The sequence below is a fragment of the Stenotrophomonas sp. 2201_Sma genome, assembly GCF_056486685.1.
Map to the genome: position 1 here is coordinate 2,915,012 of NZ_CM151329.1, position 13,884 is coordinate 2,928,895.

16 protein-coding genes are annotated in these 13,884 nt (G+C 67.9%); 4 read left to right on the forward strand and 12 right to left on the reverse strand.

Going from position 1 to position 13,884, the window contains the following annotated elements:
- Nucleotide 1: 1 nt before the first annotated feature.
- From ACZLIF_RS13520 to ACZLIF_RS13535, 4 genes are all read right to left on the reverse strand, one after another.
- Entirely contained in the window at nucleotides 2-2,281 is a 2,280-nt protein-coding gene (locus ACZLIF_RS13520) for a thiamine pyrophosphate-dependent enzyme (RefSeq protein WP_128987944.1), read from the reverse strand.
- Between the two features lie 88 nt (nucleotides 2,282-2,369).
- Entirely contained in the window at nucleotides 2,370-3,029 is a 660-nt protein-coding gene (locus ACZLIF_RS13525; protein WP_053515351.1) for a glutathione S-transferase family protein, read from the reverse strand.
- Nucleotides 3,030-3,156: 127 nt separating this feature from the next.
- Nucleotides 3,157-3,699 carry a GNAT family N-acetyltransferase gene (locus tag ACZLIF_RS13530; protein WP_053515349.1) on the reverse strand — a complete coding sequence of 181 codons (543 nt, stop codon included), beginning with the start codon at nucleotides 3,697-3,699 and terminating at the stop codon, nucleotides 3,157-3,159.
- Nucleotides 3,700-3,808: 109 nt separating this feature from the next.
- Nucleotides 3,809-4,651: a glycine zipper 2TM domain-containing protein gene (locus ACZLIF_RS13535; protein ID WP_128987943.1), complete on the reverse strand. Its 843-nt coding sequence runs from the start codon at nucleotides 4,649-4,651 to the stop codon at nucleotides 3,809-3,811.
- 162 nt (nucleotides 4,652-4,813) lie between these two features.
- Here ACZLIF_RS13535 and ACZLIF_RS13540 point away from each other — a divergent pair, with 162 nt between their 5' ends.
- Both ACZLIF_RS13540 and ACZLIF_RS13545 read left to right on the forward strand, forming a co-directional pair.
- A complete protein-coding gene (locus ACZLIF_RS13540; RefSeq protein WP_053515346.1) occupies nucleotides 4,814-5,029 on the forward strand; it encodes a DUF6116 family protein in 216 nt (71 codons plus the stop codon).
- Entirely contained in the window at nucleotides 5,026-5,799 is a 774-nt protein-coding gene (locus ACZLIF_RS13545) for a TatD family hydrolase (protein ID WP_128987942.1), read from the forward strand. The genes ACZLIF_RS13540 and ACZLIF_RS13545 overlap by 4 nt, the downstream gene beginning before the upstream one ends.
- Nucleotides 5,800-5,834: 35 nt before the next feature.
- Here the strand turns inward: ACZLIF_RS13545 and ACZLIF_RS13550 are convergent, their stop codons facing one another.
- On the reverse strand, nucleotides 5,835-6,650 hold the full coding sequence (locus tag ACZLIF_RS13550; protein WP_128987941.1) for a tRNA threonylcarbamoyladenosine dehydratase: 816 nt from the start codon (nucleotides 6,648-6,650) through the stop codon (nucleotides 5,835-5,837).
- 79 nt (nucleotides 6,651-6,729) lie between these two features.
- Here ACZLIF_RS13550 and ACZLIF_RS13555 point away from each other — a divergent pair, with 79 nt between their 5' ends.
- Entirely contained in the window at nucleotides 6,730-7,164 is a 435-nt protein-coding gene (locus ACZLIF_RS13555) for a hypothetical protein (protein WP_065175471.1), read from the forward strand.
- A 136-nt stretch (nucleotides 7,165-7,300) separates the two neighbouring features.
- Complete coding sequence (locus ACZLIF_RS13560) at nucleotides 7,301-7,795, forward strand: glycine zipper 2TM domain-containing protein (RefSeq protein WP_053516924.1); 495 nt, start codon at nucleotides 7,301-7,303, stop codon at nucleotides 7,793-7,795.
- A gap of 313 nt (nucleotides 7,796-8,108) precedes the next feature.
- Here the strand turns inward: ACZLIF_RS13560 and ACZLIF_RS13565 are convergent, their stop codons facing one another.
- From ACZLIF_RS13565 to trbJ, 7 genes are all read right to left on the reverse strand, one after another.
- Nucleotides 8,109-8,354 carry a DUF2274 domain-containing protein gene (locus ACZLIF_RS13565; RefSeq protein ID WP_026069911.1) on the reverse strand — a complete coding sequence of 82 codons (246 nt, stop codon included), beginning with the start codon at nucleotides 8,352-8,354 and terminating at the stop codon, nucleotides 8,109-8,111.
- Nucleotides 8,351-9,640 (reverse strand): TraB/TrbI/VirB10 family type IV secretion system protein, encoded by a 1,290-nt coding sequence (locus tag ACZLIF_RS13570; protein ID WP_026069910.1) that lies wholly within the window; start codon nucleotides 9,638-9,640, stop codon nucleotides 8,351-8,353. Before ACZLIF_RS13570 ends, ACZLIF_RS13565 begins: the two co-directional genes overlap by 4 nt.
- Nucleotides 9,641-9,642: 2 nt before the next feature.
- Nucleotides 9,643-10,605, reverse strand: coding sequence for a P-type conjugative transfer protein TrbG (trbG, locus tag ACZLIF_RS13575; RefSeq protein WP_019184028.1), 963 nt, complete (start codon nucleotides 10,603-10,605; stop codon nucleotides 9,643-9,645).
- A 176-nt stretch (nucleotides 10,606-10,781) separates the two neighbouring features.
- Nucleotides 10,782-11,483, reverse strand: coding sequence for a conjugal transfer protein TrbF (gene trbF, locus ACZLIF_RS13580; protein WP_014646150.1), 702 nt, complete (start codon nucleotides 11,481-11,483; stop codon nucleotides 10,782-10,784).
- Between the two features lie 18 nt (nucleotides 11,484-11,501).
- Nucleotides 11,502-12,875: a P-type conjugative transfer protein TrbL gene (trbL, locus tag ACZLIF_RS13585; protein WP_014646149.1), complete on the reverse strand. Its 1,374-nt coding sequence runs from the start codon at nucleotides 12,873-12,875 to the stop codon at nucleotides 11,502-11,504.
- Nucleotides 12,872-13,135, reverse strand: a complete 264-nt coding sequence (locus ACZLIF_RS13590; RefSeq protein WP_425520536.1) for a hypothetical protein — start codon at nucleotides 13,133-13,135, stop codon at nucleotides 12,872-12,874. The genes trbL and ACZLIF_RS13590 overlap by 4 nt, the downstream gene beginning before the upstream one ends.
- A gap of 39 nt (nucleotides 13,136-13,174) precedes the next feature.
- On the reverse strand, nucleotides 13,175-13,867 hold the full coding sequence (trbJ, locus tag ACZLIF_RS13595; protein WP_478462640.1) for a P-type conjugative transfer protein TrbJ: 693 nt from the start codon (nucleotides 13,865-13,867) through the stop codon (nucleotides 13,175-13,177).
- Between the last annotated feature and the right edge of the window lie 17 nt (nucleotides 13,868-13,884).

Genomic DNA, 13,884 nt, shown 5'->3' on the forward strand with positions numbered 1-13,884 from the left:
ATCAGGGTTCCTGCGCCAGGTCGAGGGCGGCGCCAATCACCGCATTGTCGCTTGGAAGACCGAACATTGCTGCCCCCGCCAGTGGTGTATAGGTATCGGCCCCGCAGACCCGGCGCAGCGGCAGGTGACCGAATCCGGCCTCGACCAGGGCCGTGACCACCCCCTCGCCCACGCCCCCGCTGTGACGCCCCTCGTCCAGCACCAGCACACGCCGCGCCGTGGCCGCCTGGGTGGCAATGAATCCGCCGTCCAGCGGCACCAGCCAGCGCAGGTCAACCACCCTCACCTGCCACCCGAGCTGCTGGTCGATCACCCGCGCGGCACGCAGCGCCATCGGCACGCCATTGCCATAGGTGTAGATCACCAGATCCTGCGCCTCGGGGGCATACACCCGGCCCTCCCCCGGCAGCAGCGCCTGGCCCTGTTGCGGGTAGTCGAACAGCCACTGGCCGTCACCCGGCTCGTGCAGGTCCTTGCTCATGTACAGCGCGATCGGCTCCAGGAACACCGCCACGCGGCCATCCACCCGGGCCAGCGCCGCCAACGTGCGCAGCATCATCACGGCGTCGTCGCCACGCGAGGGACAGCCCACCACCAGGCCGGGAATGTCGCGCAGGGCGGTGATCGAATTGTCGTTGTGGAAATGGCCACCGAATCCCTTCTGGTAGCCCAGCCCTGCCACCCGCACCAGCATCGGGTTCCGGAACTGGTCATTGGAGAAGAACTGCAGCGAACACGCCTCGCCACGTATCTGGTCGATGGCATTGTGCAGGTAGGCCAGGTACTGGATCTCGGGGATCGGCAGCATGCCCATGTTGGCCAGCCCCTGCGCCATGCCCAGGATCATGGTCTCGTCCAGCAGCGTGTTGAACACCCGACGCGGGCCGAAACGACGCAGCAGGTCGCGGGTCAAGGTGTACACGCCTCCCTTCTGCGCCACATCCTCGCCGAACAACAGGCTTTGCGGATACTTGCACAGCAGTTCCTGCAGTCCGTGATTGATCTGGACGGCCAGATGACGCGGCGGTTGTCGCTCCGGCAATGCGTCGGCGCCGCCATACAGCGACAGTCGCGCCTCGTCCGCGACCGCGCGCCGGGCCTCGGCGTGCACCGCTGCAGGCGTATAGGGCGCCAGCGGTGCCATCACCTGCTCAAGGGACTGCAGCTTCGGCTGGCGCTCGGCATCGGCGGCGGCCGCCATGCAGCGCACACGCATCGCTTCATAGGCCGCCTCGACGGCCGCGGCATCCATCCAGCCCGACTCCATCGCGATCTGCGCCGAGCGCAGCAGCGGATCCTGCGCCTCCGCCGCACACAGCTCCGGCAACGCGCGCCACTCCACCTCGAAATCGGTACCGGCATGCCCCATCAGCCGCGTGGTACGCAGGTGCAGGAAGGTCGGCCTGCGGGTTGTCCGGCAATGCTCGACCGCGGCCTGCACCTGCGCATGGCCGCTGGCCAGATCCAGCCCATCAGCGAAGAAGTAGTCCAGTCCCGGCTGGCCGCCAAAGCGCTCGGCGATCCATCCCTCCGGTGTTTTCACCGAAATGCCCAGGCCATTGTCCTCGCAGACGAACAGGATGGGCGCCGGCAGTTTCTGGTAGGCCGACCACATGGCGGTGTTGAACGCCGTCTGTGCGGTGGCGTGATTGGCCGAGGCGTCGCCGAAGGAACAGACCACGATGCTGTCGGCCGGAATCGGCAACGGCCGGCCCAGGCGCTTGCCGCTCTCGATGGCCAACGCAGTGCCCAGCGCCTTGGGCAGGTGCGAGGCGATCGTCGAGGTCTGTGGCAACACCCACAGCGGCCGGCTGCCCCACACCTTGTGCCGGCCTCCGCTGGCAGGATCGTCGGCGCTGGCGGCGAACGACAGTGCCGCGTCGCGCACTGGATCCATGCCCGGCACCTGCCGCGCGCGCTCGGCCATGAAGGCGCCGGAGCGGTAGTGCAGGAACGCAGGATCGGTGTGCCGGCAGGCCCGCGCCAACAGCGCATTGCCCTCGTGTCCGGACGAGCCGATGGTGTAGAAGACCTTGTTCTGCACGCGCAGCACGCGTGCCATCAGGTCCAGCTGGCGGCTGGCCAGCTGCGAATCGAACAGGTCGGCAAAGGCCGCCGCGCTGAGCGTGCTGCCTGGCAGGATCGGCGCGTGCGGCGCGGGCCGTGGCCGTGGCGTGCCCCGCCAGCCGCGCACCGCCTCCAGGAAATTGACGTCGCACACTTCGGCGCGGTTGAGCCCGCGCATGCGCGCGGGAATGGGATCTGGAACCACAGCGAACATCGAACACCCTCCGTGTCGTTGTTGCGTAGCGTGGCGCGGGCCCGCCCGGCGTCCCCCGCAGTCGGCCTGCCCGACGCTCCCCTTGGAATCAGGCCACCGCGTTGAATCGCGCCAGCACCTCCGCGCCCACGGCCGGCATCGGCACGAACCGCGGCTGCGCCCGGACCCGCTGCAGCCAGGCCTGCACCTGCGGGAACGGATCAAGGCGGATGCCACCATCGCTGGCAACGTCGGTGTAGGCAAACAGCGCGATATCGGCGATGCCATAACTGCGGCCGGTGAACCAGGGCGACTGCCGCAGGTGCTGTTCCATCACCGCCAGTGCGGTGCTGGCGCGCTCCTGCAGGCGCGGCAGTTCGGCGCGCCGCGGGGAATCGGCCGGCGTCCAGCCACGGATGAAACGGGCCACCGCCACGCAGGGTTCATGCGTGTACTGCTCGAAGAACATCCAGCTCAACGCCTGCGCCCGCTCCCAGCCATCGCCGGGCAGGTAGGGCGTGCCCTCGGCCAGCCAGAACAGGATTGCATTCGATTCGGTCAACACGCGGCCGTCCTCGCGCACGATCAACGGCACCTTCGCATTGGGATTCAATGCCAGGAACTCCGGCGTGTGGGTCTGGCCATGGGCGCTGTCCACCTCCACCCAGCGATAGCGGCTGCCGAGGTGTTCCAGCAGCATGCGCACCTTGTGGCAATTGCCTGAAACGGACATGCCATGCACCGTCAACGGAACGCGTTCTTCCACCATTGCCTGCTCCAGGAGACCCGGCCAACGACCGGTTGCGCGCAGTCTGGCAAGCGCGCCCGCCGATGCCAAGCGCGGGTGCAGCATGCCCACCGCGCAGCCCGCCGCTGGATGCAGCCCGTCGGGCCCCTCAGCGCACGCGCTGCTGCCACTGCTGGCGCGACTGCCCCCAGATCTGCATCGGTTTGCCCTGGTACGGCGGCGGCAGCTCGCCCATGCGCAGCAGCGTACTGCCCAGCTTGCGGGCCACGACACGGGAATTCTCGTTGTCCTCGGCAATGGTATGGATCACCTCCTCCCACCCGAGTGCGTTGAATGCCCAGTCGATCGCAGCGGTCGCCGCCTCCGGCGCGTAGCCCTTGCCCCAGCTGGCACGCCGGATGCTCCAGCCGACCTCGGTGCCCGGCCAGTCCTGTGGCTGCCAGGGCCCCATGCGACCGACCCACTCACCACTGGATTTCTCGATCACGCTGAACATCGAAAAGCCGAACAACTGCCACGCGCCAGCCAGGCTGCAGAATCCGCGCCATGCCACTGACGGTGGCTGTACTCCGCCCAGCGTGCGCATCACCTCTTCATCCGCGCAGAACGCCAGATAGGGCTCGAAATCCTCGCGATGCGGCGGGCGCAGGATCAGGCGCTCGGTTTCCAGGCGCAGGTCGAAGATGCTCATGCCGACTCCAGGGCGATGACGGAGCGCCATCATCGCAAATGTCACCCGGCCACAAAAACAGACAGGCCGGCAGAAGCCGGCCTGTCGCCTGTCCGCTGCGGCGGCAGGATTACTGGCGGGTCGGTGCCGTGGCGCCGGCTGCCGCTGTCTGCGTGACCAGCTGGCCATCGACCACCGGCAGGCGATCGCTGGCTGGCTTGTTGTCCATGCGCACGGTCTTCTCGGCACCGTCATAGCGGTAGGTCACGTTGTAACCCTTGACCACGTCGTTGGTGCCCATGGCGATGCGGTTGCCGGGCTTGCTGGCCATGCGCATGGTGCCGGTGGTGCCGTCCTCGTTGCGATAGGTGACGTTGTAGCCGGTGACACGACTCGACTCGGAGGTGGCGGTCTCGGTGTGGCACTGGCGCTCGGTGCGGTTGACCACACGGCCACCGACGTGGCGCTTGTCCACCTGGTTGCCTATCAGGCCGCCGGCCACGGCACCGGCTGCGGTCGCCGCCTTCCTGCCATTGCCGCCGCCAACCTGATTACCCAGCAGGCCACCGATCACCGCGCCGGCGACGGTGCCACCGACGTTGCCATCACGCTCGGGCAGGCGTTCCTGCACGACCACATCCTGGCAGACCTCGTGCGGCGTCTGGGTGGTAGAGGTTTCGCGCACCGCGTCGGTGCCGATGACCGTGGCGTACGCCTTCTGCTTTTCGGTGATCGGGTCGACCTTCAGCACATCGGCATACTCCAGGCCGCGCGGCGCGGTGGCATCGAGCTGGTTGCCACGCGCACCATCGTCGGTGGCGCTGCCATCGGCCAGGCGCGATTCGCCGTTGGGGGCGCCGGCGCTGATGGAATCCGACGACGGATTGCCGCTCTTCATGAAGGCGGCCGTGGCGATACCACCCACCAGCAGCGCGCCCGCTGCGACCAGGACAGTTGTAGTTGTGCTTTTCATGACCTGCTCCTTGCGGACCGTCCGCAACGTTCTCGGCACAGATTGCAGCACGGCCTCCCTGAACGGAATCTCCACATTTCCTGCTCGTCGCCGTAACCCATTCAGCATCGGGAAATGCTGGGCCCGTGGTAGCGTTTGCATATTCACCAGGAGGATCCCGCCATGGCCAACCCGATGCTGCTGCCGGTACTGCAATGGGCGCGCCGGCTGCGCTACCCCACGCTGTTCAAGCTCACGGCAGGGCTGTTCGCGCTGACCCTGTTCATTCCCGATCCGCTTCCCTTCGTCGATGAGCTGGTGCTGGGCCTGGGCACACTGCTGCTGGCCAACTGGAAGAGCCGCGGCACCCGCACGCCGCCACCGCTGGAGCAGCGCTGAGCGTGCTGGTCGACAGCCATTGCCATCTCGATGCAGGCGAGTTCGACCCCGACCGTGCCGCCGTGATCGAGCGCGCGCGCGTGGCCGGGGTGCAAATCCAGGTCGTGCCGGCCGTCACCGCCGCCAGCTGGCCGAAGCTGCGCGAGGTCTGCCAGCAGGCACCCGGCCTGTACCCCGCGTACGGGCTGCATCCGATGTTTCTTGCCGAGCATCGCGCCGGGCACCTTCCGCTGCTGCGGGAATGGATCGAGCGTGAGCGTCCGCGGGCGATCGGCGAATGCGGCCTGGATTATTTCGTGGAAGGCCTGGATGCGGAGGCGCAGCAGACCTATTTCACCGGCCAGCTGCGCTTGGCGCGCGACTTCGACCTGCCGGTGATCGTGCATGCGCGTCGGGCCGTGGATGCGGTGATCGCAGCGATCCGCCGCATCGGTGGCCTCCGCGGCGTGGTGCACAGTTTCTCCGGCAGCCCGGAGCAGGCGGCACAGCTGCACCGGCAGGGCTTCCTGCTGGGTCTGGGCGGCCCCCTGACCTACGAACGGGCACAGCGCCTGCAACGGCTGGTCCGGGAGATGCCGCTGGAGCAGCTGCTGCTGGAGACCGACGCGCCCGATCAGCCCGACGCGGCCATCCGTGGGCAGCGCAATGAGCCGGCACGCCTGTCGGTCATCGCGCGCCACGTCGCGGCGTTGCGGCAGACGGACCTGGAGACGGTGGCGAAGACCACGACCGACAACGCACGGCGGCTGTTCGCGCTGCCGGCCGCCTGATCGCCGTTCCGCCAGGCGTGGCCCGGCGCTACCGGTCAAGCCTCAACGGATTCCGCCTTGACCCTCTTCGGCTCCAGCAGCATTTCCAGCGCCTTGCCGACGGCGGCAAAGGCGAAGGCACCGGTGATATGGGTGGCCGCTCCCAGCCCTGCACCGCAATCAAGCTTGAGCGCAGCGTCCGCCCCCAGGTTGGGACGGAGGCCGCAGACACTGCCATCGGCCTGCGGATACTTCACATTCTCCAGCGAGTACACCGCCGGCACGCCGAAGTAACGCTTGGCATTCTTGGGGAAGTTGAACTCGCTGCGCAGCTTCTTGCGGATCAGCGCCAGCATCGCGTCGTGCTCGGTGCGCGAGACATCACGGATGCGTACCAGGGTCGGATCGGTGCGGCCACCCGCGGCGCCGACCGTCAGCAGTGGCAGCTTGCGGCGGCGGCACCAGGCGATGGTCTCCACCTTGACCCGGAAGCTGTCGCAGGCATCGATCACCAGATCGAAGCGACGATCAAGCAGTTCCGCCATGTTGGCGGTGGTCAGGAACGCCTGCACCGCGTCGACATCGAGTTCCGGGTTGATCGCCCGGCAGCGCTCGGCCATGGCTTCGGCCTTGTTGCGCCCGTAATTGCCCTCCAGCGCCGGCAGCTGCCGGTTGGTGTTGGACACGCAGATGTCGTCCGCATCGATCAGGGTGAGATGGCCGACCGCCGAGCGCGCCAGCGCCTCGACCACCCACGAGCCGACCCCGCCCATGCCGACCACCGCTACGCGGCTGCCCTGCAGGCGCTCGAGCGCACCCACGCCATACAGCCGTTCGATGCCGGCGAAGCGTTGTTTGACCTGTTCGTTCATCGGTCTATTTTAACGTGCAGCGGCCGGCGTCCACAGCACGCCGGGTCGAACCTACCGTTGCACACCCGGAGAGCCCGCCATGAACGCCAGCCCCCCTCGCCCGCCGTCTTCCGCCTATCGCTACCTGTTCGTGCTCGCGCTGGGTCTGCTGATCGGCCTGATCGCCACGGTGATGGTCGGCCGCGCCCTGCAGGCCCGCCGTGACCCCTTCCCGGACAGCCTGATGCAGGTGATGCAGCGGCAATCCCAGTTGCTGCAGCAGGCTCAACAGCAGAACCGCTGCAGCCTGGCCGACAGCGTGCCGCGCCTGCAGACGCTGCGCCTGCTCTCCAACGACCTGGACCTGGCCTTCCCCGGCCTGAAGGACAGCGCGCAGTTCCAGCAGCATGCCAGCCAGTACCGCGCCGGCCTCAATGCCGCCCTGGCGACGCCACCGGCAGACTGCACCGCGCTGGCCCAGGTGGTGCAGACGCTGCAGGCGGACTGCCGCGCCTGCCATCAGGATTTCCGTTGAACAGCGTTCATCCCGCAGCCGGTCATGGCGGCGTTGATTGGCGTCTTGTTCACGTTGGAAAGGAGACGATTCGCGCACCCTGCTGCATGACGCAGTACCACCCAACACATCCGCCTTCACGGCCAGGAGACGCCCCATGAAGATCCAGCTCATCGCCGCCAGTGCAATCGCCACCCTCGCCCTGGCCGGCTGCGCCACCTCGCCGGGTTACGGCGGCGGCGGCTACAACAATGGGTACAACAACGGCGGCTACGGCAACAACTCCGGCTACAACCAGGGCCGTTGCGCCGACTGCGGCATCGTCACCCGCATCAACACCGTGCAGTCCGGCCGCACTGCGCCCAGCGCGACCGGCGCGATCCTCGGCGGCATTGTGGGTGCGGTTGCCGGCCATGAGATCTCCGACCACACCGGCGGCAGCCGCGGCAACAAGAACATCGCCGCAGCGGCGGGTGCCGTGGGTGGCGCGCTGGCCGGCAACCAGATCCAGAAGAACGTGACCAGCGATACGTATGACATCAGCGTGCGCATGGATGACGGACGCACCATCGTCGTCAACCAGCGTGATCTGGGCGGCATCCGCGAAAACACCTACGTTCGCGTGGTCAACGGCCGGGTGATCCTGCGCTGATCCGCTGCCGGCCCCGGACAAAAAAGGGCCTGTGTCAAGCCCTCGGCGAAAATCGCCAAGAGTCCGAAAGCTTAAACAAGACAGGGAGTTAGCTCTACTTCGGGCCGCTTTGCGGGGCGGCGGCCATATGGACTAGGAGCCACATGGGAGCGTCGCGGTAGAGGGCCAAGTCGTGCTGCATCGGGGACGATCACCGGCAGACGGCGGGCTTGCCGCACGATCATAGCCCACTCTGTCGCCATCCTCCAGAACGAAGAACGCGCAGCGTTGGGCTGCGCATTCGAGGGATGGCCGCCGGCGAGACCGTGCATCGTCAGCCCGGCTTCGCTGGCACCGTCCTGCTCACGCTTCCCTTCCTGAATCCCCGGTCCCCCGCGATGAAGGCTTCGAGCATGTGCGGGATCAGCGTCACGGCATCGACTGCTTCGCCATAGGTCTGCGCATGCAGCGCGGCGTAGCGGTCGAGGTCGGCTTTCAGGCTGGCCGGGCAAGGAAAGGTCAGCTTGATGTTCTCGGTCTTCGGCAGCGGTCCCAACCGCAGCTTCCTGGTCGTGCTCATCGTGAAGTCCCTCGGTTGAAGAACAGGGGCTGGTAGGGGCGCAGCGCCAAGTCCCGACTCACGACCAGACGCACCGGCAGACCGGGGCGCGCGCTCAACGTCGGTTGGATGTTCATGTTGCGCCGGGTCATCTCCTGGCCGACCTGGTTGATGCTGTCCTGCGCGCTGTCGCGGCCGGCGATGACGATGCGGTTGCCGTCCTGGCGGTTCTCCGGCGCGGCCAGCTCGGCGCCGACGCCCAGCAGCGTCGTCAGCGCCGCCCCGGCGAAGATCCGATCCCAATGCCAATCGACTTCATCCTCCAGCCCGGCATAGCCGGCCGGATCGGTGCCGACCAGGTTGTCGAGCGTCACCGACGACGTATCGGGCAGAATGATCCGGTTCCAGACGACTTGAACCCGGCTCTGTCCGTAGCTCACCTGGCTGTTGTAGCGACCGAGGATGCGCGAGCCCTGCGGGATCAGCAGGAACTTGCCGGTGGCCGTGTCATAGACCGGCTCCGTCACCGTGGCGATGACATCGCCCGGCAAGTCCGACTTGATGCCCGTCACCAGCGCGCCGGCGATGACCGTCCCGGCCATGACCTGATACGGGGAGGCTGGCAATTGCAGGTTGCCGGAATTACGGGTTTGCGTGGAACCGCCTTGCAGGAACGCCTCCTTCTGTTCCTGCCGGTTCTGTACTGCGGTCGGGTCGGCAGGCTGGGCTGCCGTCGAGGCCGGCCCGGCGGCCATCGGATCGAACGCCGCATTGGCGGCGAAGCCCGGCGCCACGGTGGCCTGTGACTGCGCCACCGGCGCGGCGCGCTGCGTACCCGAGCGGAAGAACACCGATGACGCCGCCGCTTCCTCGGCTTCCTTCAACCGGGCCAGGCGCTCGGCCTCGGCCGGATCGTGGCCGGGCGGCGCGTAACCTGGTGTCGGTTGCTGCGCATTGACGATGGCCGGCCCGAGGTCGCCCGGCAGCGGCGGCCCCAGCTCCGGCACCGGGGACGGCGCGGCCGGCGGCAGCTTGGAGTAGTCGGTCGGAAGCCGCTCCAGCCCTTCGGAGCGCGAAACGCGATCGACGTTGTAAAGCTCGGTCTGTTCGCTGGCGCCGTGTCGCTGCGGTTGCAGCGACCACATCAGCGCGCCCAGCACGGCGACCGACAGCCCGCCGGCCAGGATCGCCAGCATGCGACGATTCAAGCGCGTGACCGGACGCGGCTGGGCGCGCAGCGCTACCGCCTCGGGCGCTGCCTTGGCCGCCTGCGGTGCGACCGGCTCGGGGGTGTCGTCCTGGCGCATCATCAGTTCCTCCGCGCCACGCCGTCGGTGCGCTCGATGCGCACCACGTCGCCCTTGTCGCCGCCCAGACGCAGTTCGGCCGCGCCGAACAGCCGGTCCACGATGTAGTACGGCGAGCGGAAGCGGTAGTTCACCAACTGCCCATCGCCCTGCACGCCGATGACGAACAGCGGCGGCAGTTCACCCTGGGCGATGCCGGCAGGGAACTGGATGTAGACCTTCTCGCCGTCATCGAAGGCACGCAGCGGCTTCCATGACGGATTGCTGCCGCTGATCGCGTAGCGGAAGCGGATGCGCTCCAGCGATAGGCCCGTATCAACCGGCGCCGCCACCTGCGCGGCCTGCGCCTGGCGCTGCAAAGCCAGCATCCGGTCCTTCGGGTAGTCCCACGACACCGACGCCATCCAAGCGCGCTCTGTCGAGGTCAGCTCCAGCAGGTAGGTGCGCCGATTGGTGGTGATGACCAGATTGGTCTTGAGGCCCGAGCGGACAGGCTTGACCAGCACGTTGACGCGCAGCTCGTCGCCGGCACCGCTGGACGTGTCGCCGACGATCCAGCGCACGGTATCGCCGGCGGCGACCGTCACCAGTTCTTCGCCGGGCTGGAGCGAAACCACGGTCACGCGCCCCGGCGCGGCATAGACCTGATACAGCGCGCCATCGGTGAAGGGCCAGACCTGGATGGCATTGACGTAGCCCTCGCGCGTGGGCGCGACCCGCGCCTCGGTATTGGCCTTGGACACGCGCACGGTTTCGTCGGCCGGCTCCGGCCCGGGCTGGGCTTCGTCACCTTCCGGCAGCGGCTTCAACTGCTCCGGCAGCGCCAGCGGTTCGGGGACGGCGACCACCTCCACCGGCGAGGGTGGATCGGGCACGAGCTGCGCCTGCACTGGCTCATCGAGTGGGATCACGGGCGGCGGCTTGCCCTGTGTGGCGCAGCCCGCCAAGGCCGCCACCAGCGTCAACAGGCAAACGTGGCGAAGTGTTCGATCGTCTATCCGCAGATTCGGGGCGAACAAGGGCCATACCGATACGACGCCATCCCGCAGACGCTGCTGATACGCCTCCTGAGACATCCGCCACCGCTCATCGAGGGGAAGATCATCCTGACGCGAAACGGGATCATGCGATTGGAGAGTGTTCATGGTTTCGTTCCTTCCGAGGGATCAAGTTCGCGGCTCCACGACAGGCCGTTGACGTAGATGCCCAGCGGGTTCTTGCGCAGGCGCTCCTCGGTGCGTGGGGTTTGCAGGACGATGGAGATGACGGCGTTCCAGCGCTCGGTGCCGGCCGGCGCGCCGTTGGAGAAGCGTTGCTCGGTCCAGCGCACGTTGAACGACGTGTCGCTGGCGCGCACGACGCTGGTGATCTGCACCGTGACCGACTCCTTGCCGACGCGCGCGAAGGGATCGTTCTTGCTGGCGTAGTCGTTGAGCATGGCGGCGCCTCGGTCGGTCGCGTAGTCGTAGGCGTCCAGCCAGTTCTGCCGGACCACGATCGGGTCGATGGACAGCGAGCGCACCAACGTCACGAAGCGCGCCAGGTGATGCGCGATCTGCGCATCCGTGGGCTTGTACGGCGTGGCCGCCTCGCCTACGGCGCGCACGTGCTCCTTGTCCACCTCCACCACGTAGGGCGTGACGATGGACTGCGCCGAGCGCCAGACCAGGCCGCCGGCCATCAGCAGCGTCAGCACCAGCAGGCCGAAGGCCATGAGGCGCCAGTTCTTGGCCTGCACGCGGGGCGCGCCGATACGCTCGTCCCACACCTGCGCGGCAGATTGATACGGCGTGGCAGGCTGCGGCGTGTCGGCATAGCGCACCTGCGGTCGTTTGAATCGCATGGGTGTTCTCCTTGAAGGTCAGGAATCGGAATCGCGCAGGCTCGGGCCTTGCCCGGAGCCGCCGCCGTCGCCGCCGCGCAGCGCATGGGCGGCGGTGGTCGCGGCGTGGGTGAGCTGCTGGCGGCGGTGCAGCCGCTTGGCCCAGGCCGGTTGCTGCCCGGTGTTGGACGTGGCTTCGCCGCCGGACTGGCCGCCGCCGGACGCGGCGCCTGCGCCTTCATCGGCCGGCGGCCCGTTCCAGCCGGCGCGGAAAGGCGCAGCCATGCGTTGCCCGATGGCGGAAGCGCGGGATGCGGCACCGCGCCCGGCCGCCTGCGCGCCCGTCTTGGCGACGTTGCCCAGGCCGGCCGCAGCGCCCTTGGCCCCGCCGCCGGCAGCGGCGGACCCGGCCCGGAACGCTGACCGGGCACCACCGGCCGTTGATGTCGCGGCGCGCGCACCGCTGCCGGCCAGCTTGGCGGCAGCAGGCGCCATGCGCGCCCCGGCGGCCACCGCCCCGCCCACGCCGGTTGCGGCAGCACCGATGGCGACGGCCGTGCCGGCAGCGCCGACAGCGGCACCGGCCATCGCCCCCGCACCGAGCTGCGGTGCACCGGACACCAGGCCGGTGGCGATGCCGGGGCCGAAGATGCCCAGCGCCAGCAGCGTCAGCGAGGCCAGCATGATGACCAGCGCGTGGTCGATGGATGGCTCGTCGGGATGCACCTGGAACTCGGCGAACAGGCCCGAGCCGATGCCGACGATCACGGCTAGCACCAGCACCTTGATGCCGGCCGACACCACGTTGCCCAGCACCTTCTCGGCGAGAAAGCTGGTCTTGTTCCACAAGGCGAACGGCACCAGCACGAAGCCGGCGAGCGTGGTCAGCTTGAACTCGATCAGCGTGATGAAAAGCTGGATCGCCAGCACGAAGAAGCACAGGACCACCACCAGCCAGGCCAGGAACATCACCGTGATGGCGTCAAGGTTCACGAACACCTCGGGGAAACCAGCCATCTCGCCGACCTGCTCCAGGATCGGCGTGCCTGCGTCGATGCCGGTCTTCGCCAGCCGGCCCGGTTGCAGGAAGTTCTCCATGCTCAAGGTCGAGCCGGTGGCCGTCAGGCCCAGGCCGGCGAAGGACCGGAAGACGATGCCTGCCAGCCAGTTGAAGTTGCCGATGATGTAGGCGAAGGCACCGACGTAGAGCACCTTGCGCAGCAGCTTGGCGATCACGTCCTCGCCTTGGCCGGTGGCGTGGCTCATGGCCCAGTAGAGGCCGGCGATGGTCATGTCGATGACGATCAGCGTGGCCGTCAGGAACGCCACCTCGCCCTGCAACAGCCCGAACCCGGAGTCGATGTAGCGCGAGAACGTATCCAGAAAGCGGTCGATGATCGTCACGTCGTTCATGGCGTTTCATCTCCAATCGGCTCATCGAAGGTTGGGGGAATGGGCGGCAGCTCCTCCAGCGTTCGGTACTCGTCCGGCCCGGTTTGGCCGGCGAAGAAGCGCCGGCGGAAGGCTTCTGCGGCGGCCAGGCAAGCGTCCTCGCCGACGGCCTGCCGGTCGGCCGCGCATTGCGCGCGCAGTGCCTTGAGCCGCACGGGATCGGCGGCCAGGGCATCGGCGCGGTTGTCGGCCGAGTGCTGGCCGCAGGCTGTCAGCAGCACGGCCAGCAGGAGGCAAGCGCATCGCATGGCCGTCTCCCGTCAGTTGCGGTAGAAATCCACGCGCTGCGGCGTGTACGGCGTGCCGGTGCCGAGGAAGCGCCGGCGCACTTCGCGGGCGCGCTCGGTGGCCGCCGCCTGCCGCGCCAGTTCGAGCGAGGTCGCGCGGTCCTGGGTGATCTGGAGCTGTTGCGCCTGGATCGACTGCTTGGCCTGCAAGGCCAGGAGCTGATTGGTCGCCTGCGCGGCCTGCAAGGCGCCGGTGGCGGACTGGCTCTGGCTCACGAGGTCGGCCAGCGCGGATTCGTCCTCGCGCAGGTTCTGCGATACCTGCGCCTGCATGCGCATCGCAGTATGCAGACCGTCGAGCGTGTGCTTCCAACGCTCCTGCGCATCCCGGTACATCTGGTCGCCGCTGACGGTGGCGGCGTATTGCTCCGGGTACAGACGTGCGAACTCGCGGTCGAGGTTCTGCACATCAAAGGCCAGTCCCTGCGCCTCGGCGATCAGCCGCTCGGTCGTCGCCAGCGTCGAGCGCAGCCGGTTGACGATGTTGAAGTCCAGGCTCGCCAGGTTGCGTGCCTGGTTGATGAGCATCTGTGCTTCGTTCTGGAGCTGCTGGATCTGGTTGTTGATCTGCTCCAGCGTGCGGATCGCGGTCAGCGTGTTCTGCACCAAGTTCGTGGGATCAACCACGACCCATTGCGCCTGCGCGGTGGACACGGTGCAAAGCATGGCCGCGATGGCGGTGG